General features: G+C 39.0%; 31 protein-coding genes and 5 tRNA genes. 20 read left to right on the forward strand and 16 right to left on the reverse strand.

Annotation, left to right across the window (positions count from 1 at the left end; translation table 11 throughout):
- Positions 1 to 23: 23 nt before the first annotated feature.
- Positions 24 to 572 (forward strand): peptide deformylase, encoded by a 549-nt coding sequence (gene def, locus VMY36_04580; GenBank protein ID HUV43146.1) that lies wholly within the window; start codon positions 24 to 26, stop codon positions 570 to 572.
- Positions 569 to 1,306, forward strand: a complete 738-nt coding sequence (locus VMY36_04585; GenBank protein ID HUV43147.1) for a methionyl-tRNA formyltransferase — start codon at positions 569 to 571, stop codon at positions 1,304 to 1,306. Before def ends, VMY36_04585 begins: the two co-directional genes overlap by 4 nt.
- Here the strand turns inward: VMY36_04585 and VMY36_04590 are convergent.
- The gene (locus VMY36_04590) at positions 1,269 to 2,036 is read right to left on the reverse strand and encodes a hypothetical protein (GenBank protein ID HUV43148.1); all 768 of its coding nucleotides are present in this window, start codon (positions 2,034 to 2,036) and stop codon (positions 1,269 to 1,271) included. The two genes, VMY36_04585 and VMY36_04590, sit on opposite strands and share 38 nt — an antisense overlap.
- A 139-nt stretch (positions 2,037 to 2,175) precedes the next feature.
- On the opposite strand from VMY36_04590, the gene VMY36_04595 reads away from it, so the two are divergent.
- On the forward strand, positions 2,176 to 2,628 hold the full coding sequence (locus tag VMY36_04595) for an ATP cone domain-containing protein (GenBank protein HUV43149.1): 453 nt from the start codon (positions 2,176 to 2,178) through the stop codon (positions 2,626 to 2,628).
- 4 nt (positions 2,629 to 2,632) lie between these two features.
- Here VMY36_04595 and VMY36_04600 read toward each other — a convergent pair whose 3' ends face one another.
- Positions 2,633 to 2,926: a L28 family ribosomal protein gene (locus tag VMY36_04600; GenBank protein ID HUV43150.1), complete on the reverse strand. Its 294-nt coding sequence runs from the start codon at positions 2,924 to 2,926 to the stop codon at positions 2,633 to 2,635.
- Positions 2,927 to 2,956: 30 nt separating this feature from the next.
- On the opposite strand from VMY36_04600, the gene VMY36_04605 reads away from it, so the two are divergent.
- The 3 genes from VMY36_04605 (at position 2,957) to VMY36_04615 (ending at position 4,921) form a co-directional block, all read left to right on the forward strand.
- Positions 2,957 to 3,601, forward strand: coding sequence for a site-2 protease family protein (locus VMY36_04605; protein HUV43151.1), 645 nt, complete (start codon positions 2,957 to 2,959; stop codon positions 3,599 to 3,601).
- A 291-nt stretch (positions 3,602 to 3,892) separates the two neighbouring features.
- Positions 3,893 to 3,968, forward strand: a tRNA-Thr gene (locus tag VMY36_04610).
- A gap of 5 nt (positions 3,969 to 3,973) precedes the next feature.
- Positions 3,974 to 4,921 (forward strand): hypothetical protein, encoded by a 948-nt coding sequence (locus VMY36_04615; protein ID HUV43152.1) that lies wholly within the window; start codon positions 3,974 to 3,976, stop codon positions 4,919 to 4,921.
- A gap of 4 nt (positions 4,922 to 4,925) precedes the next feature.
- Here VMY36_04615 and VMY36_04620 read toward each other — a convergent pair whose 3' ends face one another.
- Together VMY36_04620 and VMY36_04625 are read right to left on the reverse strand one after the other, a co-directional pair.
- Complete coding sequence (locus VMY36_04620) at positions 4,926 to 5,597, reverse strand: VanW family protein (GenBank protein HUV43153.1); 672 nt, start codon at positions 5,595 to 5,597, stop codon at positions 4,926 to 4,928.
- A gap of 122 nt (positions 5,598 to 5,719) precedes the next feature.
- Positions 5,720 to 6,325 (reverse strand): hypothetical protein, encoded by a 606-nt coding sequence (locus tag VMY36_04625; protein ID HUV43154.1) that lies wholly within the window; start codon positions 6,323 to 6,325, stop codon positions 5,720 to 5,722.
- A gap of 100 nt (positions 6,326 to 6,425) precedes the next feature.
- Here VMY36_04625 and VMY36_04630 point away from each other — a divergent pair, with 100 nt between their 5' ends.
- Positions 6,426 to 6,860 carry a hypothetical protein gene (locus VMY36_04630; protein ID HUV43155.1) on the forward strand — a complete coding sequence of 145 codons (435 nt, stop codon included), beginning with the start codon at positions 6,426 to 6,428 and terminating at the stop codon, positions 6,858 to 6,860.
- 16 nt (positions 6,861 to 6,876) lie between these two features.
- Here VMY36_04630 and VMY36_04635 read toward each other — a convergent pair whose 3' ends face one another.
- The 4 genes from VMY36_04635 to VMY36_04650 form a co-directional block, all read right to left on the reverse strand.
- Complete coding sequence (locus VMY36_04635) at positions 6,877 to 7,071, reverse strand: hypothetical protein (GenBank protein ID HUV43156.1); 195 nt, start codon at positions 7,069 to 7,071, stop codon at positions 6,877 to 6,879.
- Between the two features lies 1 nt (position 7,072).
- Positions 7,073 to 7,146, reverse strand: a tRNA-Thr gene (locus VMY36_04640).
- A gap of 304 nt (positions 7,147 to 7,450) precedes the next feature.
- A complete protein-coding gene (locus VMY36_04645) occupies positions 7,451 to 7,942 on the reverse strand; it encodes a helix-turn-helix domain-containing protein (protein HUV43157.1) in 492 nt (163 codons plus the stop codon).
- A 5-nt stretch (positions 7,943 to 7,947) separates the two neighbouring features.
- A tRNA-Tyr gene (locus VMY36_04650) sits at positions 7,948 to 8,030 on the reverse strand.
- Between the two features lie 66 nt (positions 8,031 to 8,096).
- Between VMY36_04650 and rpmG the strand changes: the two genes are divergently transcribed.
- The 9 genes from rpmG (at position 8,097) to VMY36_04695 (ending at position 13,241) form a co-directional block, all read left to right on the forward strand.
- The gene (rpmG, locus tag VMY36_04655; GenBank protein HUV43158.1) at positions 8,097 to 8,270 is read left to right on the forward strand and encodes a 50S ribosomal protein L33; all 174 of its coding nucleotides are present in this window, start codon (positions 8,097 to 8,099) and stop codon (positions 8,268 to 8,270) included.
- Positions 8,271 to 8,320: 50 nt separating this feature from the next.
- Positions 8,321 to 9,253 (forward strand): DNRLRE domain-containing protein, encoded by a 933-nt coding sequence (locus tag VMY36_04660; protein ID HUV43159.1) that lies wholly within the window; start codon positions 8,321 to 8,323, stop codon positions 9,251 to 9,253.
- 418 nt (positions 9,254 to 9,671) lie between these two features.
- Entirely contained in the window at positions 9,672 to 9,878 is a 207-nt protein-coding gene (gene secE / locus VMY36_04665) for a preprotein translocase subunit SecE (GenBank protein ID HUV43160.1), read from the forward strand.
- Positions 9,879 to 9,887: 9 nt separating this feature from the next.
- Complete coding sequence (gene nusG / locus VMY36_04670; protein HUV43161.1) at positions 9,888 to 10,508, forward strand: transcription termination/antitermination protein NusG; 621 nt, start codon at positions 9,888 to 9,890, stop codon at positions 10,506 to 10,508.
- 1 nt (position 10,509) lies between these two features.
- Positions 10,510 to 10,935: a 50S ribosomal protein L11 gene (rplK, locus tag VMY36_04675; protein HUV43162.1), complete on the forward strand. Its 426-nt coding sequence runs from the start codon at positions 10,510 to 10,512 to the stop codon at positions 10,933 to 10,935.
- A gap of 5 nt (positions 10,936 to 10,940) precedes the next feature.
- Positions 10,941 to 11,759, forward strand: coding sequence for a hypothetical protein (locus VMY36_04680; protein HUV43163.1), 819 nt, complete (start codon positions 10,941 to 10,943; stop codon positions 11,757 to 11,759).
- A 158-nt stretch (positions 11,760 to 11,917) separates the two neighbouring features.
- Positions 11,918 to 12,439: a 50S ribosomal protein L10 gene (gene rplJ, locus VMY36_04685; GenBank protein ID HUV43164.1), complete on the forward strand. Its 522-nt coding sequence runs from the start codon at positions 11,918 to 11,920 to the stop codon at positions 12,437 to 12,439.
- Positions 12,429 to 12,908: a 50S ribosomal protein L7/L12 gene (rplL, locus tag VMY36_04690; GenBank protein ID HUV43165.1), complete on the forward strand. Its 480-nt coding sequence runs from the start codon at positions 12,429 to 12,431 to the stop codon at positions 12,906 to 12,908. The genes rplJ and rplL overlap by 11 nt, the downstream gene beginning before the upstream one ends.
- A gap of 114 nt (positions 12,909 to 13,022) precedes the next feature.
- Positions 13,023 to 13,241 carry a helix-turn-helix domain-containing protein gene (locus tag VMY36_04695; GenBank protein HUV43166.1) on the forward strand — a complete coding sequence of 73 codons (219 nt, stop codon included), beginning with the start codon at positions 13,023 to 13,025 and terminating at the stop codon, positions 13,239 to 13,241.
- Positions 13,242 to 13,256: 15 nt separating this feature from the next.
- On the opposite strand, the gene VMY36_04700 is transcribed toward VMY36_04695, so the two are convergent.
- Both VMY36_04700 and VMY36_04705 read right to left on the reverse strand, forming a co-directional pair.
- Entirely contained in the window at positions 13,257 to 14,039 is a 783-nt protein-coding gene (locus tag VMY36_04700) for a WecB/TagA/CpsF family glycosyltransferase (protein HUV43167.1), read from the reverse strand.
- Positions 14,040 to 14,526: 487 nt separating this feature from the next.
- Entirely contained in the window at positions 14,527 to 15,534 is a 1,008-nt protein-coding gene (locus VMY36_04705) for a rod shape-determining protein (GenBank protein HUV43168.1), read from the reverse strand.
- Positions 15,535 to 15,668: 134 nt separating this feature from the next.
- Here VMY36_04705 and VMY36_04710 point away from each other — a divergent pair, with 134 nt between their 5' ends.
- Both VMY36_04710 and VMY36_04715 read left to right on the forward strand, forming a co-directional pair.
- Complete coding sequence (locus VMY36_04710) at positions 15,669 to 16,859, forward strand: PEGA domain-containing protein (protein ID HUV43169.1); 1,191 nt, start codon at positions 15,669 to 15,671, stop codon at positions 16,857 to 16,859.
- 27 nt (positions 16,860 to 16,886) lie between these two features.
- Positions 16,887 to 16,958, forward strand: a tRNA-Arg gene (locus VMY36_04715).
- A gap of 2,904 nt (positions 16,959 to 19,862) precedes the next feature.
- On the opposite strand, the gene VMY36_04720 is transcribed toward VMY36_04715, so the two are convergent.
- Positions 19,863 to 20,642 (reverse strand): fibronectin type III domain-containing protein, encoded by a 780-nt coding sequence (locus VMY36_04720; protein HUV43170.1) that lies wholly within the window; start codon positions 20,640 to 20,642, stop codon positions 19,863 to 19,865.
- Between the two features lie 71 nt (positions 20,643 to 20,713).
- Between VMY36_04720 and VMY36_04725 the strand changes: the two genes are divergently transcribed.
- Positions 20,714 to 20,787 (forward strand) — tRNA-Pro (locus tag VMY36_04725).
- 87 nt (positions 20,788 to 20,874) lie between these two features.
- Entirely contained in the window at positions 20,875 to 21,291 is a 417-nt protein-coding gene (locus tag VMY36_04730; GenBank protein ID HUV43171.1) for a hypothetical protein, read from the forward strand.
- A gap of 94 nt (positions 21,292 to 21,385) precedes the next feature.
- Here the strand turns inward: VMY36_04730 and VMY36_04735 are convergent, their stop codons facing one another.
- The 5 genes from VMY36_04735 to VMY36_04755 form a co-directional block, all read right to left on the reverse strand.
- Entirely contained in the window at positions 21,386 to 21,961 is a 576-nt protein-coding gene (locus tag VMY36_04735; protein ID HUV43172.1) for a nucleoside-diphosphate kinase, read from the reverse strand.
- Complete coding sequence (locus tag VMY36_04740; GenBank protein ID HUV43173.1) at positions 21,962 to 23,239, reverse strand: pitrilysin family protein; 1,278 nt, start codon at positions 23,237 to 23,239, stop codon at positions 21,962 to 21,964.
- Positions 23,239 to 24,975, reverse strand: coding sequence for an arginine--tRNA ligase (gene argS / locus VMY36_04745; GenBank protein ID HUV43174.1), 1,737 nt, complete (start codon positions 24,973 to 24,975; stop codon positions 23,239 to 23,241). The genes VMY36_04740 and argS overlap by 1 nt, the downstream gene beginning before the upstream one ends.
- Complete coding sequence (locus VMY36_04750; protein ID HUV43175.1) at positions 24,950 to 25,789, reverse strand: ComEC/Rec2 family competence protein; 840 nt, start codon at positions 25,787 to 25,789, stop codon at positions 24,950 to 24,952. The genes argS and VMY36_04750 overlap by 26 nt, the downstream gene beginning before the upstream one ends.
- Positions 25,759 to 26,337: ComEC/Rec2 family competence protein (locus VMY36_04755; GenBank protein ID HUV43176.1), on the reverse strand; the 579-nt coding region annotated here is incomplete at its 5' end. The genes VMY36_04750 and VMY36_04755, both read right to left, overlap by 31 nt.

The raw sequence follows: 26,337 nt of genomic DNA on the forward strand, positions 1-26,337 counted from the left end.
CTTAAATCTGCTAAAATTTCCTTATGGCGATTAAAAAAATTATTACGGTCCCTAATTCCAAACTTCGTCAAAAATCAAAACCAGTTAAAAAAATTGACAAAAAAATAAAACAACTGGTTAAGAATTTAATTGAGACCGCTAAAGCCGCCGAAGAACCTAAAGGTGTCGGCCTTTCTGCTATCCAAATAAATAAGCCAGTCAGGGTCTTTGTCATTAAAAGAGGTAATAAATTTACTCCCTTTATTAACCCCAAAATTACTTGGCAATCTAAGAAAAAACTCTCCCAAGTTTTAGAAAAAGAAAAGCTGCTGTTTGAAGGTTGTCTCTCTATCCCTGGCTTTTATGGTTTTGTTGACCGCCCTTATGCGATCAAATTAAAATGGCAAGATTTAGAAAGAAAAAATCATCAAGAAAAGTTTGCAGAAAAAGAATCCACTTTTGTTCAGCACGAACTCGACCATCTTAACGGGATTCTTTTTACTGACCACATTCTTAAACAAAAAGGAAAAATCTTTAAAATCGAAAAAGACGAAGAAGACAACGAAGTCTTTGTGGAAGTTGAAATCGAATGAAACCTAAAGTTATTTTCTTTGGTTCAGACCAATATTCTCAAATTGTTTTAGATCTTCTTAAAAAAGATCAGCGCTGGCAAATCGTCAAATCTCTAGAAGAAAAACCCGATGTTGGTATCTTGGCTTCTTATGGCCAAATTCTTAAAAAAGAAGTCTTGGAAAAACCAAAACACGGCATTCTCAACATTCATCCCTCTTTACTCCCTAAGTACCGTGGCCCAACCCCTGTGCCTACCGCCATTCTTAATGGCGAACAAGAAACCGGTGTCACCATTTTCAAGATGGACGAAAAAATTGATCACGGACCGATCCTTTCTCAATTCAAAGAAGAAATTAGACCCAATGATACGGCCGAATCCTTACTCAAACGTCTTTTTCTGGCTGGAGCCAAAGTTCTGACCACTATCCTTCTTTCTTATCTAGAAGGCAAAATAGAATTAAGAGAACAAGATGATTCTCAAGCCACCCCTACCAAAAAATTCACCCGAGAAGACGGCAAAATAAACTGGCAAGAAGAACCAGCTAAAATAGAAAGAAAAATAAGAGCCTTTTATCCTTGGCCAGAGACTTGGACAGAAGTCACAATCAAAGAAGAAAAGAAAAGACTAAAAATTCTTAAAGCTCACTTAGAAAATAATAGACTCATTCTTGACCAAGTCCAACTAGAAAGCAAAAAAGCAGTCACCTACAAACAGTTCAAAGAGGGCTATCCTGAAGCAAAGATCGTAAGTTAATGATTGAGACTACTTCTGGGATTTTTAATTTATCCGGTCTATTCTGAGTGAGTCTTAAACACATTTCACCTCTGGAAGCACCGTGGGTAAACCACCAACCATCAAGAAGCTTATCCCTTTTGCCTTCTTCATCATGATCCATCACTGAATGACATCTTTCTGCGTAGCGGATAAGTAGTTTAGAATTTTTATCTTCACCTTCCTGGAAAAAAGAAGGTGAAACAAAACTATTTAAACTATTATTGGTTGGATCAAATAATTCCAGCTTGGTGATTTTATTATCCATCCCACCATACAAGAATTTATTGAGGCTGTAGGCTTGAAAAGAATGACCGGAATCAATTACTACCCAAATAATATCTTTTTCTTCTGGGAATAGTAAGGAAAGTCTTTTCTTGACTTTAGCCAAATTCTCAGGGGTTGGTTCACACTCCAAATCCATCATCAGAATATGACCCAAAGTACTACCAAACTTTACCTGAGAAGAAAGGCCAATATCATAGCCATCATAAAGGTTATTCTTCACTAGCTCTTCAAAAATGCCCATCTCATCGATGGTAAATTCTAGATGAGGATCTTGTTGCGCCAGTTTAGTCGGATAATAAGAGTACCGAACAAGCGAGCCCATGGTGATTGACTTTTGATTTAATCTAAAAATTGTTTCGGCGACTTTAATTGAAGTTTTATTGATCAGTGATTCGGAGGGAAAGATTGTTTTCTTTATCTTCATCCAATCTAACCATAACAACTAAGACCATATATTGATATAACCAGATATATCAGGAAAATGGCTATTCAGCCCGAATTAACAGTTGATTTTTAGGAAATAGTCAGGTAAAATTTTAAATAAATAATATCAATATATTGCTATGAATTGTCCATTTTGTCGAAGTTCTCAAGTTTTTGTTACTAATTCTCGCCCAACAAAGGGAAATACTCAAATTTGGCGTAGGCGAAAATGTTCAAATTGTAAAAAATTATTTACTACTTACGAAAATATTGATCTTTCTTATCTCATTGTTATAAAAAAATCAGGTAGAAGACAAAGGTATGATCGAGCCAAACTATATTCAAGCATCTACCATGCGGCTATTCAGGAAAAAGGTAGTGATCGAGGCGAAACTGGCAACTTAGCAGAAGAAATTACTAAGGACGTAGAAACAGAGATTCTCTCCTTAAAAAGAAAAAGAATTAAAACCTCTGAAATCTTTAATATTGTCTTTGATATCCTTAAGAAAAAACATCTCAGCACTTCCTTAAGATATTTAGCCTACTTTCAGAAACCTAGCAATTTATTAAGTCTTCGGAAATTATTATTTTAATATCCTAATTGATTTTGGAAACAGAAGATTTTTCAGGAGCAGGTTTTTCTTTCTTAATCTCTTTTTTCTCTTTTGCTTCTCTTTGTTTTTTCTTAATCGTTCTTAAACACTGAGTGCAAAGTTTCCATTTCCCCATCTCACCATTTAACTTCCCTCTGTAAGTTTGAAGATTGGGTTTTAAAACTTTTTTACTTTTTGGGGCTCGATACTTCCAACGACCACCAGCCACACCTTTTTTGTGTCGCTGTTGAGAAGTAATCACAATCCCTTTACCGCACCGGTCACATTTAAATGCCATATGATGTAGTATAATAACAGAACAGGCATAATGTTACAATATCTTTTTACCAATCCTTTATCTTTTGCTATCTGGGCCGCCGCTCTTCTGGTAGCGGTCACGGTTCATGAATTTGCTCATGCCTGGACAGCTGATCATTTAGGTGATCCTACTGCCAGACTAGCCGGTAGAGTCACCCTCAACCCCATCGCCCATCTTGATCCGATTGGTACTCTAATGCTCCTTGTCTTTCGTTTTGGCTGGGGCAAACCAGTTCCGATTGATCCCTTTAATCTCCGCAACCCTCGCCGAGACGCCGCTATTATCTCTTTTGCCGGACCAGCCGCTGATTTAGCTCTGGCTCTGATTCTTTCCTTAATTATTCGCCTTTCCTATCTTTTTCTTAATTCTGCCCTCCTTATCCAAACCATTCTCCTGCCTTTTATCACCTTAAGTGTTATTCTCGCCATCTTTAATATGATTCCCATCCATCCTCTAGATGGTGGTAAAATCCTAGTTGGTCTTTTACCCAAAGAAAATGCTTACAAAATAGACGCTGTTCTTAACCGATATGGTTTCTTCATTCTCATTCTTCTTATCTTTCCTTTTTTCGGCACTTCACCTATTATTGCCATTATCTCGCCTATCATTAACCTTATCCTGTCTCTTCTTCTCCCAAACGCCCCGCTCGTGTAAAAAAACTGACCTATTACGATATAGTTTAGCCTCTTGACTATGAAAATAAAAAATGTTACCTTTAATTTGTCCTGCCGGAAAAGGATCAGGAATGTAAGCACTTTTCCTCAACGTTTCTAAGGGAGTTTAGCTCTCTAAACCTCGTGGGGTTTAGAGGCGAACACCCACTTGAAAATCATTCAGGAAAAAAGCTCTGCACTCCCCCTCTTCGGTGGGACTTACATACTCAAATTTATTCCTTCCAAAGATTAGATTTCTCTCTCTTTTTTTGTTAAAATCAAAAATACAAATGCCGCCTTAGCTCAGCTGGTAGAGCACTCGCTTTGTAAGCGATCGGTCCTCGGTTCGAATCCGAGAGGCGGCTCCAGAAAAATGAAGCCCTTCCTTGCCCAAATAAGCAAATTAAGTTTTCTTACCCTTGTTTTCATTTCACCACTAGTAATTGCTAACCATCTCTCTTCCCCAAAAGTCATCTCTCTCAAAGAAACATTAACTCCAGCCATTGCTTATCACTCCCAAAACCAACTAACTAACCAAAATCCAACCAACAAAAATAAAACCAAGTTTGCTGTTCTCCTTGCCCAAAATCCTCAACCAAAAGTACTTGGAACTGAAACAACCAAAGATGAAGAAAAAGAAGAAAAAACTGAATCTTCTCAAACCACCGGTACTTACACCATTGCCCTGCTTGGAGATTCAATGATTGATGTCATGCAACCAGATTTACCCCAACTAGAAGCGGCTTTAAAAAAATATTATCCCCAAGCTCAATTCAAACTCCTTAATTATGGCGTCGGCGCCAGTAACATCGAATATGGTCTGACCAGACTAACCAAAAAATATACTTATCTAGGCAGAGAATTTCCGGCTCTCTTATCCCAAAACCCAAACATTATTGTGATTGAATCTTTTGCCTATAATCACTGGGACAACAATCAAACCGGTCTAGATCGCCAATGGCTAGCCCTAGGCGGCATTATTCAAACCATCAAAAACCAAAGCCAAACGAAAATTGTCCTGGCCGCCACCATTGCCCCAAACGAAAACACTCTTTGTAATGGAATTGATGGTATCAACTTACCCCCTGATCAAAAGAAAGAAAAGGCTCAAACTATAAAGAAGTATCTCAATAACCTCATCAACTTTGCCAATTCCCAAAACTACCCCTTAGCTGATGCCTATCATCCTAGCCTTAATGAAAATGAAAATGGCCAAGCAATCTACATTAATGAAGGTGATCATCTTCATCCTTCAGGCCCAGGCGGTGAATTATTTGCCGAGAAAATAGCGGAAGCAATCTTTAAAAATAAACTCCTTTAGTTAATTATTTATTTAATTGACTAATCCTTAAAACCACCTTTTGATTATCAGCCACAAATCTGAATATAACCGGATAATCCAGACTATTAGTAATATATAAATTCTGGTTAGGACTTTGAGAACGAATCGAAGTCCCGTATTCCCGAGCCACACCAGGAATTAAGGCAAAATCGTGACTAGCTTTAGCGACTACTTCTAAATCCGCTTCAATGGCTACCCAGTTAATCAAAGAAGCTAAGTGACAAACACCATTCCCACCCAATCCCCAAACACTTTTGTAGCCCTCATCAACAAAGAAACGAGAGTTCATCGTCACCTGAGGATTCTGGTATTCAGTTAAAACATTCTCATGGAAAGCAAAAACCTCACCCGATTGAAGCACAAAACTGACTTCAAACGGCTGACGCGCCCAATCCCAATTAATTTTGGGATTTTTAATATCACCTTTTAAATAATGCAAAGCCAATAAAATATTGTCAGTATAGCCCTGATTAGCGTTTGGATTCGGTTCACGAATCGTTAAATCCAAGGTTTCTTCAGCCAAAACTTCATCACTCTGATTAAAAACCAAAAGATAATCAGGTACTGGCGACAATAGCGGACCCGCCGCCTGAGAAACCGGCAATAAAGCGGTGGAAACTAAAGCAACAGCACTAATAAGCGTTTCTTTTAACATTTTTTATATAAAAAGCCTCTGCTTTCGCAGAGGTGTCAAAACGTTAATTTATGTTGCTTATTATATCTTAAGACATCAAAAAAGTCAAGTCAGATGATGATTAAAAAGGAGAAAAAAGGTAGTTACTCAATCACTTCTTCAGCTTCTTCAATAATACCGCCCGCACCGCCAGCTCCTTGCCAACCCGATTCTGTTTCTTCACCTTCAAGAGGAATAAAAGTAAAGGTATCAAGAATATTGTTGTAAACCTCTTGCCAATAATTTTCTTCGTCAGGATACATCTCAACTAACACTAGCGAATCAATATCAATCGCCGCCACCACTAATTTTTCTGGATCAGAAAAAGCGATCTTTTTTGCTGGTTCAGTATCTAACTTAGTATCAAAAACTTGTTCCTCCTCCCCTATCTCATCGGCCAACCAATCTTCTATATCTGTATAATCAGTTTCTTTTACCCAAACTAAAATTTTACCTGAATGGTCAGGCGAAGTTAATTCAAGATGAGCGTAACTTTCTTCATCCTCTTCATGAGGATCAATTTTAATCTCTTTAGGATAAAGAAAACTGAAACCAGCCGGGTCTTCCCAGGTCACTTCTTCAGCGCTCTCGCTCTCCTTAACAATCGGGCCAACTAGCGAGCGACTACCTTTTATTTTAAAAAGAACCACGCCTCCAACTAAAACACCGATAAGAATAAGACTAGTGATTAATAATTTTTTTCGTTCCATTAAAAATAACTCTATCATATGATTTTTCTTAACTCAACAAGAAATTAAAATATTAATAATAAACTTGACAGCCAACCAATAACTCGCTATTCTCCAATTAATGAAGAAATTTTTAACAGCCTTTGTCCTGACCAGTTTCGCTCTCTTAGTTTTGGTCTCAGGCGTTAAAGCCGCTAAAACTCGTCCTCCCAGAGGCAGTGCCACGGGCACGCCCGTTGCTAGAACCTATACTCGAGGCATCTACTCAACCGTTCGCTTCCGACCCGATAGATTAGGTCTCCTAATTAATTTTTCTGGTTTTAGTGGTATCACCACGGTTACTTATACCCTTACCTACGAAGCCAATGGTATTCCCCAAGGCGCCATGGGAACGGCCACCCCAGAAACTGGCAGTGAACAAAGAGAACTGCTTTTCGGGACCTGCTCTCATGGAACTTGCCGCTACCACACTAATATCACCAATGCTCGTCTCGTGATTGATTCCAAGCTTACTTCAGGTTTAATTATCCGCAAACCTTATCGAATTAATATTTAATTAATATTTGAAAAGCTTATTCTTTAATTGAAGCTAAAAATTCTTCTTTAGTAAGCAAAGGCGCTACTTTTCTAACCTTTATCAAGATTTCTTCTTTCTTATCCTGACTATTGGCTTTTGAATAAAGCTGACGCCACTTAGCTAATTTCTTTTTTCTTCTTTGTTTAATCTTGATTTGGCTTCTTCTTTTATTTCTGTCAATCTTGGCCATTTGGAGCTGAGAGCGGGAATCGAACCCGCGTCGGCTGCTTACCGAGCAGCTGCTTTTCCACTAAGCTATCCCAGCTGGGACATAATCCATTTCTTCAATTTTATATTTCCAAAAGCAACGCTGCAAACCCCGTATTTTGATTTTTTCTTGTATGACCCCTTACCCTGAGGAGGTATCACCGTTATTTTACCAAATTTCTCATTAGAAACTTTTAGCTTTTTAGACCAATATTCCAAAGCTCTCTCTGGGTCAACATCGTTGAAAATTATAAGATTAAATCTTAGTTTATTAGTATTAATTTGACAAATTTTTATCAAGAACTCAATAAATTTTTCAATAACTTTTGGGTCTGAGTTACTCACAGACACCCTATGTTTACTTACTTATTACCTTCTCCCCAATAAATACCAAGACCCATCCCTAAAAGTTGTCTTTCTTCTGGTGAAAGTTTTTCCTTTATTTCAAAAGGATCTCCATTTGGATTATATTTGAGATAAATAGCTTCACTAACTGAACGCTTGGGTATCTGAAAATTTTTCAACCAATAATTAACTTTATAGAGCGAAATGCCTAATTTTTCAGCAATTTCATTTGCAGAAAGGCCATTTTTATAAAGCTTTTCTAGTCGTACTTTAGATACAGGCGATTCCGGACTCCTTTTCAAATTATTTACTTTGGCTGCACAAGACTGACTACAATACTTTTTTGGGTCAGAAGCTACAACTAGAAAAGTTTCTTCACACCTCCTCCTCGCACAAGTTCGCTCCACCTCTTCCTTTAAATGATTATAAGCACCCTTTTGCCAATTCTTTTTTGTTAAAGAACTCTGTTTCTCTCTATAAACTGATGAATCATAAAAGGCAGGTCTCATTTCAGTGCCAGGGGAGGGACTTGCACCCCCGAAGGCTTGCGCCAGCGGTTTTACAGACCGCCCCGTTTGACTACTTCGGTACCCTGGCTTGTTCTTAATTTTACCATAAATTGTCTTTGAGAAAAAGTAAATTTTATGTTAAAATCCCTTCATCATGGCAAAAAAAGGACCAAGACAACCAATTGTTTTAATCTGTACTGCTTGCAAATCCCAAAATTATATCACCAGTAAATCAAAAACAAATACGCCCGATAAATTGGTTTTAAAGAAATATTGCCGAAAATGTCGAAAAAAAACTGAGCACAAAGAATCTTCTAAATTAAAATAAACTATTTTTTTCTTTGACAAAATTGATTTAATGCTATACAATTTGATTCAATGAAGCGGGTTCAATCACTCATTCCTCTTCTGCCCGCCTTAATTCTTCTTCTTGTTCTGCCTAAAACTGTTCTGGCCGAAACCAAAACTTTTAATCTTACCAAAGATACTTACGCTAACCAGGCTTATCCTGACCAAAACCGAGGCACCACCGGCAGTGTCGTCATCAGTAATAAATTCACCACCCGCCTTGGTTATCTCCAATTTGAAGACCTTGATTTCCCCGAAGGAGCAATTATTGATCAAGGTATTCTTAAGTTATATGTTTATGAACTTCACTACGCCGAAACTGCTAAAGTTAATGTTGGCCCAGTCACTGGTAATTGGGAGGAAAACACTTTAACTTGGAACGCCAAACCAACTATTAACCAAACCCAAGCAATTGAAGCAGAAGTTTCTCTAACCAGTGCTGGTTGGAAAGAAATTTCTATCACCAATCTCACCAAACAGTGGTTTGAAGGCACGATTGAGAATAAAGGGCTCTTTATCTACCCCTATGGTTTCCTCTACAGTACACCGGAAACCGAATATGCTTTTACTTTTAAATCAAAAGAATCAGGTGATCAAGCTGCCAAACTTGAAGTAGAATATCACCTCGAACCATCACCCGAACCTTCACCAGAAGAATCAGCCGAACCCTCACCTGAATCAGAAACTAGTCCCAGTCCCTCAACCGAAGAGGTTATTAATGAAGAAGCGACTCCCGAACCCTCTCCCGAAGAATCGCCTAGTCCAGAAGCAGAAGAAGGATCAGGTAAAGTTCTAGGCCTTTTTTCAACTGGCCAAGCCTTAATCGCTCTCCTTATTCTCCTAGCTCTAGCTGGGGCCATTATTTCCTTTATTGGTTACGCCCGAAAACCAAAAGAAAAAAAGAAAAAGAAACCTAAAAAAGAAGAAGAACCAATTGAAGAAGAGAATAGCGAAGAAGAATAGAAAAATAAACACTTCAAAATAAACCCCAACCTAAAAAATTGACATTCTTCCCTAATTTGATAAACTATGGGATAGTAGAGTGAATCATTAGCGATTCACTTTTAAAAATTCAATCTGGCAAGAGGAGGAGAGATGAAAAGGAGATCTTTGTTCGTTCTCGGACTTCTCATGCTCTTGGGAGGTACGGCTGTGTGTTTACTGATGGCGGGAAACCATGTTTCTCTCCCCCACGAGGCCGGCATCGCTGCCTATCTATCAATGTTGGCAGGAACAGTGGCAATGAGTGCCGCCGTCTCCCACCGAGAGCCTGAAAGCTGAGAAATACGTACTAAGGAAGCCCTGTGGGATCCAACCAACTAATTCCCTACAGGGCTCCTCTTTTGAAAAAAACCTTTATCTATGATAAAATTCAAAGACTATGGAATTGCCATTCGCTAAAAAGGCTAAGCCTTTTGTTTTTTTGAAAGAAGTCAGGACAGAATTAAGCAAAGTTTCCTGGCCTTCAAAAGAACAAACTATTAGGTTAAGTTTAATTGTCATTGCCGCCACCGTGGTCGCTGCTCTTTTCCTAGGCGCTTTTGACCTGCTTTTTACTAACCTAGCTGGCTTAGCGATTAGAAAATAAAAAGCAAAGATGCCAACTAAAATCAAGAGAACTAAACCAAAAAAAATAAAAAAGAAGATTAAAAAATCAAGCCCGGAGCATATTATTATCAGCAAGGCTGACAGTAAAAAAGCTCGCTGGTTTGTAGTTCACACCTATTCAGGTCACGAACATAAAGTTGCCCAGCAACTTAAACAACGAGTTGAGTCAATGGGTTTGGAAGACAAAGTCCTAGAACTTCTAGTACCGACTCAAGAGAAAATTGAAATTCGTTCTGGCCAGAAAAAGAAAGTCAAAGAAAAGATTTTCCCTGGCTATCTACTGATCAAAATGGTTTTAACGGATCAATCCTGGCTAACAGTCAGAACCACTAACGGTATTACTGGCTTTGTTGGTGTTGGTAATCAGCCAACCTCAATTAGCAACAAGGAAGTGGAAGCTATTCAGAAGTTTATGAAGATGGAAGCACCTAAATTTAAAACTAAATTTAGTGTTGGTGAAGCGGTAAGAATCATTGATGGTCCTTTTGCTGATTTCTTAGGTTCGGTTGAAGAAATTGATGAAGCTAAAGGTAAAGTTAAAGTTCTTGTTTCTATCTTTGGCCGAGAAACACCAGTAGAATTAGACTTCTTACAAGTTAGTAAAATCTAAAATGCCTAAAAAAGTCAAAACCATTATTAAACTTAATCTGCCTGCGGGTGAAGCCACTCCAGCTCCACCAGTTGGTCCAGCCCTTGGCCAGCACGGACTGCCAATTATGGATTTTATTAAAACCTACAACGCTCAAACTGAAGCTAAAAAAGGTCAAATCATTCCGGTCGTGATCACCGTTTATGAAGACAACACCTTTTCTTTCGTCACTAAACTCCCACCTGTCTCAGAATTAATCAAAAAGGAAATCAAGTTGGAAAAGGGTTCAGGTGAAACTGGCAAAAAACAAGTAGGATTGCTAACTGACGCTCAAATAACCAAGATTGCTAAAGAAAAAATGGCTGACTTAAATACCGAAAATTTGGAAGCCGCCAAAAGGATTATTCAAGGTACAGCTAAAAGTATGGGTATTAAAATTAAAGAATAATTTCCATGGGCAAAAAAAGAATTACTATCATTGACGACTCGGAAGCTAAAAAAAAGCCTACCGAAAAAAAGCGAAAACTCGTTAGAACCGGTAAGGAACACGGCCGAATCACCGATATGGGAGCTGAAGCTCTGGCTGAAGCTGAGAGATTAAAAGAAAAAGAAAAACAATTAACCAAGGAAACCAAAACAAAATCAAAAAAAGCGGTTAAGAAAAAAGTCACTTCTAAAACAAAAGTCAGAGGCAAAAAATATCAGGAGGCTAGAAAAAAGGTTGACCGCAAACGTCTCTATTCCCTACCAGAAGCAATCAAACTAGCTCAAGAAACTTCGATTTCCAAATTCAATGGTTCAATTGAAGTTCATTTGGTTGTTAAAGAAACCGGTTTAAAAGGGGGAATCAAATTCCCCTATCCTACTGGCAAGCAAACCAAAATCGCCATTGCCAACGAAGCCCTTCTAAAAAAGATTGAACAAGGAAAACTTGATTTTGATCTCCTTCTCGCTACCCCAGCGATGATGCCTAAATTAACGAAATATGCCAAAATCCTAGGTCCAAAAGGCCTAATGCCTAATCCCAAGGCCGGCACGATCACTGATAAGCCCGAAGAAACGGCTAAAAAAATGGCGGGCAAAACTCAATTCAAAACCGAAGTTAAAGCACCTTTAATCCACCTGGTTATTGGCCAGGTAAACAACAAACCTCAAGAACTAGAGGCTAATTTCAAGGTTCTGATAGAAACGGTTGGGATTAGCAAAATCAACAAAGCCATTATCACCAGCACCATGGGCCCAGGCATCAAAGTTGATTTAACTTCAATCTAGCTTTCATTTAAACCTAATTTTATTTTTTCTCTTGACAGCTAAGCAAGAAACAGTTAAAATAATCTCAGCCAAAGATAGTCGGCATTCGCTTAAGCGGAAGAAGTCCTACCGAGGCAGAAAAAAAATTGATTGTCCTCGGTTGGCGCGAGGATTTTTTTATGGTTAAACAAGATAAAGTCTATACAGTTCAAAATCTAACCGAAAAGCTTAAACAGGCCAAAGCCGTGGTTTTGGCTGATTATCATGGTCTTAAAGTCTCCCAAATGGCTGAATTAAGACGAAACATCAAAAAAAACGGGGGCGAATTCGAGGTTATTAAAAACACCCTTTTAGGCCGAGCCGCAGAAGAAAGTCAGATTAAAATTGAACCTGACGTTCTCCAAGGCCCTACTGTCGTTCTTTGGGCTTATGAGGACCAAATCAGCCCTCTTAAAACCCTAGTCGATTTTACCAAAGCTAATAATCTCCCCAAAATCAAATTCGGTTTACTTGACCAAGTTATTATCCCAGTTGAAAAAATCAAACAGTTAGCCAGTTTACCCTCAAAAGAAGAGCTAAAAGCCAAGTTCGTCGGTGTTCTTCAATCGCCTCTCTATGGCTTAAACCAGGCTTTAAGTTGGAATCTTAAAAAATTAGTTTTTATTCTTAAAGCGAAGGGGGGTGAAGAAAATGACCGATAAACCAGAAGAGAAGCAAAAAGAAGAGAAAACTGAAGAGAAAGCAATTAAAGAGCCCAAAAAAGAAAAGACAATTCAAGCTTCACCGAAACTCAATAAAATCATTGAAGAAATTGAAAAACTTTCAGTGATTGAGTTAGCTGATCTCGTCAAGAGCCTAGAAGATAAATTTGGCGTTACCGCGGCTCCCGCCTTTGCCGCTCCAGCGACTGCTCCAGCCGGAGGCGAAGAAGCTCAAGAAGAAAAACCAATTGGTCAAACCACTTTTAATGTTATCCTGGCTGTGGCCGGTGATAATAAAATTGGTGTCATCAAGGCCGTCCGAGAAATTAACCAATCTTTAGGCTTAAAAGAAGCTAAAGAACTGGTTGAATCAGCGCCCAAAGAAGTTATCTCTGGAGCTAACAAAGAAGACGCCGAAAAGGCTAAAAAGAGATTGGAAGAAGCTGGCGCTAGCGTTGAACTGAAGTGATTCAAAATATAAACTAGAATCTCAAACTTCATCTAAATTTTCAATTTTAGCCTCAAAAATAGGGTTGACAGACTTGTTATACTGTGTTACATTTAATCACAGAGACAACCAGTCATGTTAGACGCCAAGAAAAAATCCCTAAAATTAGATGATCTGCCTGACTTACTCACCGTCCGCGAAGTAGCCGAAATTCTCCGGGTTTCTCCTCTAACCATTAAAAGATGGGGTAAACGGGGAAAACTACCCGCAATCCGCATTAATTCCCGGGGTGACCGAAGATACCGTAAAGAAGCGGTTCTTTGGCTTTTAGGAATGCAGGGTAAAGGAGAATAACTACTCTTAACCTTTTTATAAAGTCTTAGAAAGCCTTTCCTTAAAAATTAGCCAGACAAATTTAACCAATCTTAATTGTCTTTTCCCTCTCCAGGGCTGACGAAGTAAACGAAACAACCATTCCAAACCTAAATTCCTCATCCACCCTGGTGCTCGAGGAATTTCGCCGGAAAGATAATCAAAAGCACCACCTACTCCCATTGCCAATTTAATTTTCAATTGAGGCCAGTTATCAGCAATAAACTTTTCCTGTTTCCCCATTCCAAAAGCAATAAAAAGCAAATCAGGCTTTTGAGAATTGATTTTCTTAACTATTTCCTCAATTCCTCTCTTACTATCTCTAGTCCATCTGCCTCTCACCAACTCTAATTCCGGTCCAGTCTCAGACCAGCCTTTTAAGCCTGGATAGCGTTTCTTCAAAACCAACAAAGCTTTCTCGGCAACGCCTGGTTGACCACCAATTAAATAAACAAACCATTTTTTCTGGGCTGCTTCCTGACAAAGTTTGGCCATCAAATCCGTACCGGAAATCCGTTCTTTAATTGGTCTTCCTAGAAATCTTCCCGCCCAAAGAAGACCAATTCCATCAGGAATGGCAATATCAGCCTCATTAAGAACCTTTTTAAACCAAGGATTTTCCTTAGCAAAAACCAAAAATTCAGGATTGGGCGTAGTCACAAAAACCTTCTTGCCTTGAGAAATACTTGAGCCTAGATGCTCTAGCAATCTCTTCTCAGAGGTGCTAGTTAGGTTTAAACTTCCGATTTTAGCTGTATTTAGACCCTTTTTTAACATCATCTTTCTCGAGATTTTCAACTTATAGGATATATCTCAACCATTTAGCTTTGATTTTTAATGAATTTTTTCAAAAAATGAAAAAAATCAGAAAAAAATTTTTCAAAAAATGAAAAAAAAATTCAATTTTTAATACCTATAACAAAAACTACTAAGATTAAGAACCTAAAAAATCAACTTTCAATTCTCTGAAAAAACCTATGTTACTATAAGATAAAATGTAACTAGATTAATCTTCTCCTTTTTATCTCTTTTGTTCAATGTTTTTACTCGACAACTTTTAGCCAAATATTCGGCAATTTTTCACTGAACCCTCAATTCTCAAGATTAAAAACACCCCTTAAACTATAAGCTCTCCCCCGCCTAGCAAACATCTTATAATAAATCCCAAAGACAGACCCCATAATTTACAACTATATATTATCTAAACCTATTTCATACTTTTGTCTAATTTTGCCTACTTTTTTTCGTTTAAAAATTTCTAGAACTTTTACTTTTTAACAATATTTTTCTTGTATTTCTCAATATTCTGTAAAGCGATTCCTGTTCCCTTAACCACACATAAAATTGGGTCTTCAGCGACATGAGCTGGTACGCTTACTTCCCGGGTAACCAACCTATCAAGATGACGCAGTAGACTGGTACCGCCACTCATCACAATCCCCTTATCAATAATATCTGAAGCTAATTCGGGTGGTGTTTCTTCTAAAACCGCTTTAATTGCCCCAATAATTTGGTTCAAAACCGGCCTAATCGCTTCAGTCACTTCGGTTGAGCTAATTTCGATCACTTTAGGCAGGCCCATAATCGAATCTCGTCCCTTAACTTCCATTTTCTTGGTCTTGGCCAAAGCTATGGCCGAACCTATCGTAATTTTAACTTCTTCGGCGGTTTGGTCACCGATAATCAGATTATGCTTTTTCCGCATATAAGAAGCGATTGCCTCATCAATCTTGTTCCCAGCCACCCTGGCTGATTTATGAACCACCACTCCACCAAGAGAAATCACGGCCGCCTCGGTCGCCCCACCACCAATATCAACAATCATACTGCCTGAGGGCGCGCCAATGGGGATTTCTGCCCCGATAGCGGCCGCCAAGGGCTCATCAATCAAATAAGCGTTTCTAGCCCCAGCTGATAAGGTTGCGTCCAAAACGGCTCGCCTTTCTACTTGAGTACAACCGGCTGGCACGCAAATCATTACTTCGGGCTTAAAAAATAATGACTGTCGACCTACTTTTTGGATAAAATAGCGAAGCATTGCTTCAGTCACCTGATAATCGGCAATCACCCCATCCCGCATTGGTTTTGAAGCCCGAATATTACCTGGAGTCCGACCCAACATCTGCTTGGCTTCATTACCGACCGCCACGACCCGATTATCATCAACCGAAACCGCAACCACGGTTGGTTCTTGTAAAACAATCCCCTCACCTTCAAGCCAAACCAAACAATTAGCGGTTCCGAGATCAATACCAATTTTCTTACCTAATGTCATCTTTAGTTATATTTTGATATATTAATTGAAGCAAGAATAAAATAGCTTCGGGAAACTATATCAAACCATTTTTGATAATAACACGACCATTTAATTTGAGCAATAATCAAGTTTGTGGTAAAATTCCTCTTAAGATGATTAAGAGACGTTCAATTGTTCTCTCAACGATTTTCTTAGCAATTATTGCCCTAGCCTTCCTCATTATCAAACTTGCTCAAGGCTATCAACCAGACCTAACCACTAGATCTCTACGACCAAGTGGGATTTTGGCGGCAACTTCAATTCCAGATGGTGCCCAAATTTACATTGATGGCCGCCTCAAATCAGCCACCAATACCACTCTTAACCTCTCTCCTGATGAATATGAAGTAGAAATCAAAAAAGATGGTTATACTTCTTGGAAAAAAACCTTAACTATTAAAAAAGAATTAGTCACTAAAACTGACGCCTATCTCTTCCCCACCTTTCCTAACCTTCAATCACTCACCTTCACTGGGGCCCAAAAACCGGTTCTTTCGCCTGACGGCCAAAAAGTTGTTTTTGCTGTTTCTGAAAATTCAATCGACAAAAATGGCCTCTGGGTGCTCGATTTGGGAGATCGTCCCCTGGGCCTACCCAGAGATCCAAGAAAAATTGTTGATAGTGCTCCCGCTGGTCGGGATTTTTCCGAAGCCCAGTTAGAATGGTCACCAGATTCTAATCAGATTCTAACCAACCTCGAAACCCTTGGTGAGCAGGAAAATTTCCTTCTTGAAGCCAATCAGCTCAATCCCGCTACCCGTTTAATTGACGTCACCAATCAGCTCCAAGCTATCAAAGCTGATTGGGAAAAAGAAGAAGAATTAAGATTCAAATCCCAATCAACCAAACTGCCTCCAAAATTATTAGAAATTCTGACTGATTCAGCTCAAAATCTTCAGTTTTCTTTAGACGAGACTAAAATTCTCTATGCAGCCACTGCCTCCGCCCAAATTCCAGAAAAATTAATTCCACCTCTACCTTCGGTCAGCACCCAACCCGAACAAAGAAAATTAGAACCCGGAAAAGTCTATGTTTACGATCTTAAAGAAGACAAAAACTTTTATCTCATGGACCAGGATGAATCAAAAAATTTAGCTTGGTTTCCTACATCAAAACATCTCTTTCTAGTACAGGAAGGCAAAATCACAATTCTAGAATCTGATAATACTAATTGGGTTGATGTTTATACTGGGCCTTTTGATGATAAATATGCTTTTCCTTTTCCCGCCGGCAACAGAATCCTGGTTCTCACCTCTCTAGGCAAAGAGACGCCACCTAACCTCTACGCGATTAGTCTCCGATAGTTTTAATGTGATAAAATTAGAAGAGTCGTCCTCATAGCTCAACGGATAGAGCAAGGGTTTCCTAAACCCTAGATGGAGGTTCAATTCCTCCTGGGGACACTAAGGGAGTCCAATCAACCTCTTCTTTAACCTTGATAAAGTAACCTTCAGAAGGCAAAATTTCGAAGTTATTACCGTATTCTTGAATATTTTCTTCAGAATAAATCCTTTTGACAAAAACGTCCCAATTACCAGAAGAAAAACGAGAGATGAGATCAGCGTTTTCTGTCTCAGGAGTTAGTCTCTCTGCCTTAACTAGATTAATTCCATCGAGTACCTCAGAAGCAATTAGATCAGTCTCAGAATAAGGAATACCTACACTATTAAAACCCGTCTTCAACTCAAGAGGAATGGCTGATGTAATTCTAAACCCAGAAACAATCCATTCTTGTAAATGAACATGATTCCGAAGCATGTAAGCCACGCCGGGTTCAATCGGAAAATCTTGGCCATAAGCCTGATCACCCCGCTGAACATATTCTTGCCAGCTTGATCCATTCCAACGAGCTACTGTAGTCACGTAGGCTCCCTGACGAGCCGCATCAGTAATCAATTCTGAAGCTGTCCCAAAACTTTGGGATACTACTGGAAAAGAAATAAAATTCCAACCTTCTAAAAGCTGATAAACAAATTCCTCGGTTCTTTTTTCCAAGGTAATCGTTACGCCTGCCCAAGGAAGATTATTTTCACCTTCATCTCTTTCTCCATTACCGTTAGCATCGTGATAAAGATAAAGGGTAATTGTTCCTTCAATTTCATCCTCAACCGAATCCCCTGTTTCTATTTCTTCGAGAAGCTCTCCAAACTGCTTTTTACCTAGAATCTCACCCTCAGGTTCCTCTGGAACCAAAGCATATACCTCTTTTAATGAAGGCAAAAAACTACGCAATTCTCGTAAAAACCTACTAAATCCGGACTCAACCTCTTTTTGATATTCAGTTGAAATAATTACTCTTCCCTCTCCCTCTCGAATACCCAGGTTAACAACAACATTTTCTTCATTTCTCAAACTGATGCCGTCTGCTGGTTGAATTATGTCATAACCCATAATTTGGTTTGTCTCAAACTGGTAAAACCCAGGAGTTACATTATATTGGGCAAAACCTCCTTCTCCGGTTGATATGCTTAATTTATTTCCTTCTTTTTTGATCTGGGCGTCGATTGTTTTGCCTTGACTTATCATCTCAAGAACTTTCTCATGAGTTAAATCAGGATTCTCTCTTAGCATTTGATCAAGTTCTCCCATCAAAGTCAGTCTTTTGTAAATTAAAGAATGAACAGGAATATTGCCTTTCTCAGCAGCTAAAACAGAATTTTTCAACAAAAATGAACCAGGTTCATTATCAATAGTTTCTTCCTCAGTTTCATAAAAGTTACTGGTATCAGCACCGACAAGGTCCAAACCTCCCTTAATAATTCTGCCTACAACCACGTTCCCAATGTTAGTCTGAGTCTCTCTTACCCGATTATTCAAATTAGTCCTGAATTGCTGAACCGCGCCAGGTTGTCCAGAAGCAGCATCTCCGGTTCCAGGAACCTTTAGCACCACTTGTCCCGCAGTTGAGTCTTCGGGAACAATTACTTGAGGTTCAAACATACTTGTCATATCTGAAATTGTTTCTTCTATATTCTTAAAAATTTCATTAACTTTCTCAACGCTGTATTCTCCTATAATTTCATCAATTCTCTCATTATATTCATCTTTATCAATCACGCCTTTCATAAGAAGCTCACCTTCATTAGCAATCCTGCTTTGAAAACCCGCCGGCAAAGTTTCAGGGATAATTGTTCTTCCCGAAACTCTTTGAGAAGACTCAACTAGCTCTTTATTAACCTCCTGATTAATATCAAATTCTGGAATGTTTCCTCGGGTAAGTGCGTCTCGAATACCACTAGGAAAATTGGAAAAAGTATCTTGCTTTGAACCCGCTGTAAGACCCGACCCTAATTCATCATACGCCTCTACTTGCTCCTCATTAAGTTTAGATTCTTTTATTTTTATCAAACTATAGTTTCTATTAAGTGTGCGTGCTTCTTGAGAAGCAATTTTTTTCCTGTCCCGGCAACGATAATGACCAGTATAATCTCCATATTGTTCGCCAGTTAGTTCAAATGTCAATCCTCCAGCTTGACAACCTTCTTGTATTAACGTCTCTGTACCCTTTTTCAACCTTTCTTCTTCTTCTGCACTAGTTAACTCCGGCTCAGGCTCAGGCCCTAACTGCTCAGCAAGATACTCACTAATTGAAGCGCTATTAAGCAAATCTTTTCCTAAAGTAGTCAAATCAGACTCAGTCGTCAAAGGTAATTCATATTGATCTTTGTGTTGTTGATAATATTCACTCCTAAATTGTTTAATCTCTTCTTCAGTAACGTCCTCGCCATAACGACTAAATAATTGATCTCTAAAACTTTCCTCATGTTCCTTTTTCAAAACTGGATTGGAAGCAATATCTGATTCTTGACGAATCCTTTCTGCCTGTTCCCAACTTAATCCCTCGCTCCCTCTACCGCCCGAAACTGCTTCAAGAGCCGTCTTTCTTAGGGTATCCCTAATAATATGAGCCTCTTTAGTCACTGCATCAACCGGATGCTCCTTTTCTACTACCAAATAAGCATCTCTTGCTTTAGATTCACATTCTGAATCACTTCCTCCACCCTGTTTACAAGAATTCCAAGTAAGATCACCTGCCTCTTGAGGATCAGTAGTTTCTAGTTGAGGAGTAGTCATCCCGGCTTGTTGCTGGGCTCTAATTTTCCCCAACTCCTCGTTTGCCTTTTTTCTCCCTTCCCGACAAGTATCCACATCATCAGCGCTACTACAACTCTTCTTGGCTTTTTTCTTTAACTTACACCCAGTATCATCTTCGTCACATTTAGAGTAAACGTAAAAAAAAGAAGGGCTTGAAGATAAAAACAAACTCAAAATCAAGAATAAACTAATAAATTTAAAAAATCTTTTTTTCATTCTAGGTTAATTGTTTTAATTGGCTGACACTCATCAAAATATAACGGCTGGGTAATTTTGCCCCACTGACCGCCTTCAACTTCCAACACCAAAACTCTGTTTTGGTTTAAATCAAAAAGACCCTGATTATCTTTTGTTCTTAGAGAACCTAAATCTAAACTATAATTACCTAGAGAGTTGGTGTAAGCTGAAATTAAGCCAGACTCCGCTGAAAAAGCATAAACAATCAAAGGTGCCTCTGGAGCTTCTTCAGCAAAATCAAGTACTTTACCGTAACAAGGATAAGGAAAAGGAGCTGATTCCAAGGAAACCGCCGTCCTGATTAATGGTAAGGATTGACCTTCTTTATCATAAGAATAAAATTGCCTACCAGTTGAAATAAGATAGTAATACTCTGTCTCAGGCTTAAGGTCCTTTAAAGTCACATGATGAACCGTAGCTGCTACCAGACCAAAATCATCCCCAATGACCTTTAAATCAAATAATCTAGAAATCAAGTTCATCGGTAAAACCCGCAAGATAATCCGAGCTGAACTAGAAATCGGAGAATGAGAATAGTAAACTTTTGCTCTTGTTGGTTTGTAACTTACCCAAGAAAGAGTTAAAGAATTCTCGCTAAGATTACTCACCTGAATATTTTCAATAGGAACAGAAGGATGAACCAGAGTTTGGTAAAGAAAAATAAAACAGCCAATTGTAAAAAGGGTGGCTAAAAAAACACAAATTCCCAAAACACAAAAATGTCTGACCCGATAGGTAGTCACTAAATACATCATATTAGAACTTAAAAGGGTCAGTCAATCCCCTATTTTTGCTTTAAAAAAGAAAAAAAGATAAAATAGAAATACGGGGTGTAGCTCAGTTGGCTAGAGCGCTAGCATCGGGAGCTAGAGGCCGTGAGTTCGAGTCTCACCACCCCGACTTGACTTCAAATATCCTTTCCCCTAAACTATAGGACAGAAAACTGTCTTAGCACCTATCAGAACCTATCAATCAAGGAGGGGAAGCATGGATAGGAAAGAGGAAGTGAGGATCGGCTGCTTAATTCTCATTATCGTGGTGACCGGCATCGTTGCGGCTTTGGTAGGATCAATTCTGATCTTTCCAATCAACCGCACTCCGGTGATCGGTCTCATCATCGGCGTCGTTGCCTTCGTGATAAGTTTTATCACGGCGATACCGGAACCACGCCGTACCGTCGATACCAGGGATTTGATCTCAGGCTTATTCTTCTGTGTGGGCTTCATCCTCGCAGGCTTAAGTCTCCTTTGGATGGGTAAACTCCTTCTGAAGGCAGATGTCATTGCAATCATAACAATGATTTGCGATCTCATCTGGGGATTGATCTTAATCGGGTCCGGCGCGCACGAGCTCTACGTCCTTTTCGGACATCTCCGCCAGAAGCGGAAACGAAAAGGTTCATGAGGTTGGGACAGAAATCTGGCCCTGGCAATCTTTCAAAGAGCGCTGGGGCCTCATTTTTCTAAGGATAAATTTATTCTTGAAGCTTAAATCTTAATTAAAACATGACCTCTTCTTCAGAGCGTTTATAGTCGTAGATTTCTTCTTCCCGAAACCAAAGTTGGCGTTCAAACTTAGCTTCCTGAGCATCACCTGAAGCATGAATCAAGTTCTTAGTCGATCGTTTTCGAGTATCAGCAAACATCGCTGAATCAAAAGAATAATCACCTCTAATGGTTCCTGGTGGAGCGGAAGCCGGAAAGGTTGAGCCAACAATCTTCCTAATAATTTCAACCGCGCTTGGACCTTGCCAAAGCAGGGCAATCACTGGACCAGAAGAAAGGAATTCCATGTTCCATTCCCTCACCATTTTGCCAATCTCCAAAGGATTTTTGGTACCTAATTCCTCCCTAGGATCCTTCCCATACTTTTTATAAGATTCTAAGGTTTTCTTACCAATACCTATCAAATAAGCCTTTTTGTCAGTATAGTGTTTACCCACCACATCCTTATCCACCCAAATCATCTTCATGGCAATCAATTTCAAACCAGCTCTTTCAAAACGGCGAATAATCTCACCGACCAATCCCCTTTTAACCCCATCGGGTTTAATCAAAACCACACTCTCTTCCATCTATCCCTTGCCTCCTAAAAGTTTCTTAAAACGGTCTTCGTCTTTGTAAGGGCCAATCAAAGCCAAATTAAGCTTTTCGGGCTTAAAAATGGCTTTAGCCACCCGCTGAACATCAGCTACTGTCACTTTGTCAATCAATCTCATTGTTTCTTCAGGCGTCCGAATCTTTTTTTCCAAAAGAAGCTGGGCTGCGTATCGAGAAGCAACATTAAAAGAGTCTTCTAAAGCCAAAACCATCTTTCCCTTTAAAAATTCTTTGGCTTTTTTTAATTCCTTAAAAGAAACTGGGGTTTCTTTTAACTTCCAAAACTCATCAAGAGTCACCTTAATCGCTTCATCAACACTCTTTAATCTGACTCCTTCTCGAGCCAAGAGATAGCCGCTATCAGTGTAAAAATCAGGTTCAGAACCAACATAATAAGCCAAACCCCGTCGTTCTCTTATTTGAATCCATAATCTAGAACTCATACTCCCTCCTAGAATGGTAGACAAAACAGCCAGAATAAATCTATCTGGATGAGAGTATTGATAACCAGGAACACCCAAACAAAAATGAGCCTGATCAGTTTTCTTAAAATAAACTTTTAATCTAGGTTTCTTCTGTTCTATTTTGATCTCTTTTGTATCTTTTTTACCGGTTTTCTTAAGTTTTTCAAAATAGCGACTGGCTAATTTCTCTGTTTCCCCTTGATCAAATTTACCAGCGATAACTAAATTCATGTTTTGAGCAAAATAAAGCTGATTAAGAAAGGAAATAAAATCTCCCCTTTTAATCTGTTTGACGCTTTTCTTCTCTCCAGCAGTACTCCAACCCATCGGATTATCGCCATATAAAAGCCTGTCAAAATATTCTTGGACTTGACGAATAGGCGTGTCTCCGTACATATTAATTTCTTCAATAATGACTTGTTTTTCTCTCTCAATCTCTTCTGTTTTAAAAAGAGAATTCAACATCATGTCCGACAAAATGTCAAAAGCCAATTCTTGATGTCTAGTTGCTAACTTAATGTAATAACCAGTTAATTCCTTATCAGTAAAGGCATTAAACCCGCTACCAATAGCATCTAATTCTGAAGAAATATCAAAAGTTGAAGGCTTTTTCTTGGTTCCCTTAAAAGCCATATGCTCAATAAAATGAAAGAGGCCATTAACCGCTTTAGTTTCATAACGACTACCCGCTCCAACTCCAACCATCACCGTCACTGACTCTAGTTGAGGCATAGGAATGGTAATTAAACGAAGACCATTTTTCAGAGTGGTTAATTGATGTTGATACATTACATTCTCTCTGGACTTTCAATTCCCAACAAACCTAAGCCATTCTTAAGGACTTGACCAATAGCTACGGTCAAAGCCAGGCGGAAATTCTTTGATTCCTCGCTATCAGCTTTTAAAATTGGTTGTTGATTATAAAAAAGATTATACTTTTGGGCTAAATCAAATAAGAAATTACAAAGTAAATTAGGTGAATAACTCTCACTCGCTTCTTGAATTACTTCAGAAAATTTATAAAGGGTCCGTAAAAGAGAAACTTCTTCAGACTTTAATCGAGGCAGCTTCTCGGGCAGAGAATAATCCTCGGCCTTTTCTAAAATACTCTGGCAACGAGCGTAAGTGTATTGGAGATAAGGAGCGGAATTACCTTCTAATTGAAACATTTTTTCCCAGTCAAAGACAAAATCGCTGGTGTAATGATGCCTCAAATCAAAATATTTAATCGCGCCAATGCCCACGGCCCAGGCCACTTCTTCCTGCTTTTTTTTCGCTAAATTTCTGGCTGTCCCAGAATTTTTAATAATCTGTCTAGCCCTTTTAATCGCCTCTTCCAAAACCTTTTCCAAGCGAACTGATTCACCAGCCCGGGTACTCATTCGCTTGCCACTAGAGACCTGAACAAAACCATGAGCCATGTGGACAAACTGTTCAGGCTTACCGTAGCCCAATTTAACGGCGGCGGCAAAGGTTTGCTGGAAATGAAGCTTCTGCTCTGCCCCTACCTCGTAAATATATAAATCGGGTTGCCAACGCTTTTTCCGGTAAACAATACAAGCCAGATCTCGGGTTTCGTAAGTCGTTGCCCCATCAGATTTAAGAACAATGGCTGGCGGGATATTTAATTCCGAAAATTTAATGACCAAAGCTCCTTCACTCTTTACTCCAACCTTTTTTCGTTTAACATCTTTAATCACGGCCGGCATTTTATCTTCGTAAAAACTCTCCCCATAAGCATAATCAATCTTCACTCCTAACAAATTATAAATCCGCTCAAAATCCTTCATTGAGATATCAACGCAAACTTTCCAGATTTTCTTCGCCTCCCGATTCCCCTCCTCCAATTTCTTAAACCAAGCCCGGGCCTCTTCATCAAGTTCAGGGTTTTTAACCGCTTCGCGATGAAACTTAACGTAGAGTTTTTCTAATTGAGCTGAATCTAACTTCTTTTTTCCTCCCCACTTCTTAATAGCGACAATCAGCTTGCCGAATTGGGTTCCCCAATCGCCTAAATGATTATCGCCAATTGTTCTCCAGCCAAGAAAAGAATAGAGATTATAAACTGCCTGGCCAATAATTGTTGACCGGAGATGACCAATGCCAAAAGGCTTGGCAATATTGGGCGAAGAATAATCAATGACCATGGTTTTACCTTTACCAGAATCAGAAGAACCATATTTCTCCTCTGCCTTTAAAACCTTCCCCACTTCTTCAAAAAGAGCTTCATCTTTAAGCCAAATATTAATAAAACCAGTCCCCTCAACCTCAATCTTGGCAAGATATTCTGGCAGACCCAGACCTCGAAAAGTATTAACAATTTGGTTAGCTAGATCAAAGGGAGTGGGAATATCTTTTTTCTTTAGCCGCAAAGCAATGTTCGTAGAATAATCACCATGCTCTGGATTAGCCGGATGTTCAAACTCTAAATCCTTATCAGCAATCTTCAGCTTTTTTAAAGCCTTATTAAAATCTTTTTTTAATTGATTCTGAAACATCTCATTGAGTATACCAAGTTTCGCCATTACTCACAACCTCGATTTCTCCCTCTTGGTCAGTTCTCAATAACTTAACTCCCGCCTGACTTAATCTCTCAATTACTTCTGAAGTGGGATGACCAAAGGAATTTTTACCAACAGAAACAATCGCCAATTCGGGATGAGATTCTTTTAAAAACTTTTTATCAGTTGAATATTTACTCCCATGATGAGCTACCTTCAAAACCTCAATATCCTCCAAACTCAACTGACTCTCAACCTTAGTGGAGATATCGCCAGTTAAAAGAGCTTCAAATTGGCCATAAGCCAACTCAAAAACAAGAGAGGTATCATTAACCTCTCTCTCCGTACTCACCCCTAAAACTTTTTCTTGAGTCCGAGGCCACAAAAAACTTAAAACCAAGGAATTAATCTCTATCCTATCACCAGCCTTAGGGAAATAAACAGCCGCTTTTTCCGCTAAAACAGCTGCCTGAAATTCTTGAAAAACCGCTGAATCCTTACCGACTGAGTTAATAACAAACTGTTTCACTTTGTATCTTTCAATCACATCAATCAAGCCAGTAATGTGATCTGATTCTGGATGAGTGGCAATCACCATTTCAATTTCTCGATCCCAAAAAGGCAAATAATGAGACAGACAACTTAAAACCCGCTGATCTGGGCCGCCATCAATCAAAATCTGATTAGAACCTTGGTAAATCAGAGTCGCATCTCCCTGACCTACATCACAAAAAACCAAATGCAATTGATTATCAGGTAAGCTAAGAATGGCTGACCAAATTAAACCAATAATTAAAACCAAACTAACTAAAATAACCTTGGCTCTGTTAATTTCCATCTCTTTCTCCACTGCCAATAAAGAACCACTCCCAAAACAAAATAATAACCAAGGGCCCACCAAAAAGATAGTCTATCTATATCAAAATTAATCCAACCCCATCCCCCAAAAAACTCAATCAATTTAACAAAATAAGTGAGAGGTAACCACAATAACCACCCTAGCACTTGAGCAAGGAGTTTGCTAACAAGTCCAAAAAGAACCAGAATTCCACCTAAATTCATGAGCAGCGGAATTAGCGGCAAAACCAAGGCATTGATAAGGGGTGATAACCAACTAAGATTACCAAAGTTTACCAAGATAATAGGCATCACTCCTACCTGAGCTGCCAAAGTGGTGGCCAAATTATCACCGACTAAAGGTAAACGAAGGAATCTAACTTCCTTTAAAAGAGGCTGAATCAAAAGAATCCCGGCTGTCGCCGTTAAAGAGAGCTGAAAACCTATATCAAAAAGTATCAAAGGTGATAATAATAGCATAATAATGGCTGTAACCAATAAAGTAATCAAACCATCACTCATCCTCCCCAGATATTTAGCGGTATAAGC

The organism is Patescibacteria group bacterium (genome assembly GCA_035529375.1).
Lineage (GTDB): Bacteria > Patescibacteriota > Microgenomatia > PFEM01 > JAHIFH01 > DATKWU01.

Coding starts and splice junctions, on each gene's coding strand:
- def (HUV43146.1), top strand. CDS start 24: ATGGCGATTAAAAAAATTATTACGGTCCCTAATTCCAAACTTCGTCAA.
- VMY36_04585 (HUV43147.1), top strand. CDS start 569: ATGAAACCTAAAGTTATTTTCTTTGGTTCAGACCAATATTCTCAAATT.
- VMY36_04590 (HUV43148.1), bottom strand. CDS start 2,036: ATGAAGATAAAGAAAACAATCTTTCCCTCCGAATCACTGATCAATAAA.
- VMY36_04595 (HUV43149.1), top strand. CDS start 2,176: ATGAATTGTCCATTTTGTCGAAGTTCTCAAGTTTTTGTTACTAATTCT.
- VMY36_04600 (HUV43150.1), bottom strand. CDS start 2,926: ATGGCATTTAAATGTGACCGGTGCGGTAAAGGGATTGTGATTACTTCT.
- VMY36_04605 (HUV43151.1), top strand. CDS start 2,957: ATGTTACAATATCTTTTTACCAATCCTTTATCTTTTGCTATCTGGGCC.
- VMY36_04615 (HUV43152.1), top strand. CDS start 3,974: ATGAAGCCCTTCCTTGCCCAAATAAGCAAATTAAGTTTTCTTACCCTT.
- VMY36_04620 (HUV43153.1), bottom strand. CDS start 5,597: ATGTTAAAAGAAACGCTTATTAGTGCTGTTGCTTTAGTTTCCACCGCT.
- VMY36_04625 (HUV43154.1), bottom strand. CDS start 6,325: ATGGAACGAAAAAAATTATTAATCACTAGTCTTATTCTTATCGGTGTT.
- VMY36_04630 (HUV43155.1), top strand. CDS start 6,426: ATGAAGAAATTTTTAACAGCCTTTGTCCTGACCAGTTTCGCTCTCTTA.
- VMY36_04635 (HUV43156.1), bottom strand. CDS start 7,071: ATGGCCAAGATTGACAGAAATAAAAGAAGAAGCCAAATCAAGATTAAA.
- VMY36_04645 (HUV43157.1), bottom strand. CDS start 7,942: ATGAGACCTGCCTTTTATGATTCATCAGTTTATAGAGAGAAACAGAGT.
- rpmG (HUV43158.1), top strand. CDS start 8,097: ATGGCAAAAAAAGGACCAAGACAACCAATTGTTTTAATCTGTACTGCT.
- VMY36_04660 (HUV43159.1), top strand. CDS start 8,321: ATGAAGCGGGTTCAATCACTCATTCCTCTTCTGCCCGCCTTAATTCTT.
- secE (HUV43160.1), top strand. CDS start 9,672: ATGGAATTGCCATTCGCTAAAAAGGCTAAGCCTTTTGTTTTTTTGAAA.
- nusG (HUV43161.1), top strand. CDS start 9,888: ATGCCAACTAAAATCAAGAGAACTAAACCAAAAAAAATAAAAAAGAAG.
- rplK (HUV43162.1), top strand. CDS start 10,510: ATGCCTAAAAAAGTCAAAACCATTATTAAACTTAATCTGCCTGCGGGT.
- VMY36_04680 (HUV43163.1), top strand. CDS start 10,941: ATGGGCAAAAAAAGAATTACTATCATTGACGACTCGGAAGCTAAAAAA.
- rplJ (HUV43164.1), top strand. CDS start 11,918: ATGGTTAAACAAGATAAAGTCTATACAGTTCAAAATCTAACCGAAAAG.
- rplL (HUV43165.1), top strand. CDS start 12,429: ATGACCGATAAACCAGAAGAGAAGCAAAAAGAAGAGAAAACTGAAGAG.
- VMY36_04695 (HUV43166.1), top strand. CDS start 13,023: ATGTTAGACGCCAAGAAAAAATCCCTAAAATTAGATGATCTGCCTGAC.
- VMY36_04700 (HUV43167.1), bottom strand. CDS start 14,039: ATGATGTTAAAAAAGGGTCTAAATACAGCTAAAATCGGAAGTTTAAAC.
- VMY36_04705 (HUV43168.1), bottom strand. CDS start 15,534: ATGACATTAGGTAAGAAAATTGGTATTGATCTCGGAACCGCTAATTGT.
- VMY36_04710 (HUV43169.1), top strand. CDS start 15,669: ATGATTAAGAGACGTTCAATTGTTCTCTCAACGATTTTCTTAGCAATT.
- VMY36_04720 (HUV43170.1), bottom strand. CDS start 20,642: ATGATGTATTTAGTGACTACCTATCGGGTCAGACATTTTTGTGTTTTG.
- VMY36_04730 (HUV43171.1), top strand. CDS start 20,875: ATGGATAGGAAAGAGGAAGTGAGGATCGGCTGCTTAATTCTCATTATC.
- VMY36_04735 (HUV43172.1), bottom strand. CDS start 21,961: ATGGAAGAGAGTGTGGTTTTGATTAAACCCGATGGGGTTAAAAGGGGA.
- VMY36_04740 (HUV43173.1), bottom strand. CDS start 23,239: ATGTATCAACATCAATTAACCACTCTGAAAAATGGTCTTCGTTTAATT.
- argS (HUV43174.1), bottom strand. CDS start 24,975: ATGGCGAAACTTGGTATACTCAATGAGATGTTTCAGAATCAATTAAAA.
- VMY36_04750 (HUV43175.1), bottom strand. CDS start 25,789: ATGGAAATTAACAGAGCCAAGGTTATTTTAGTTAGTTTGGTTTTAATT.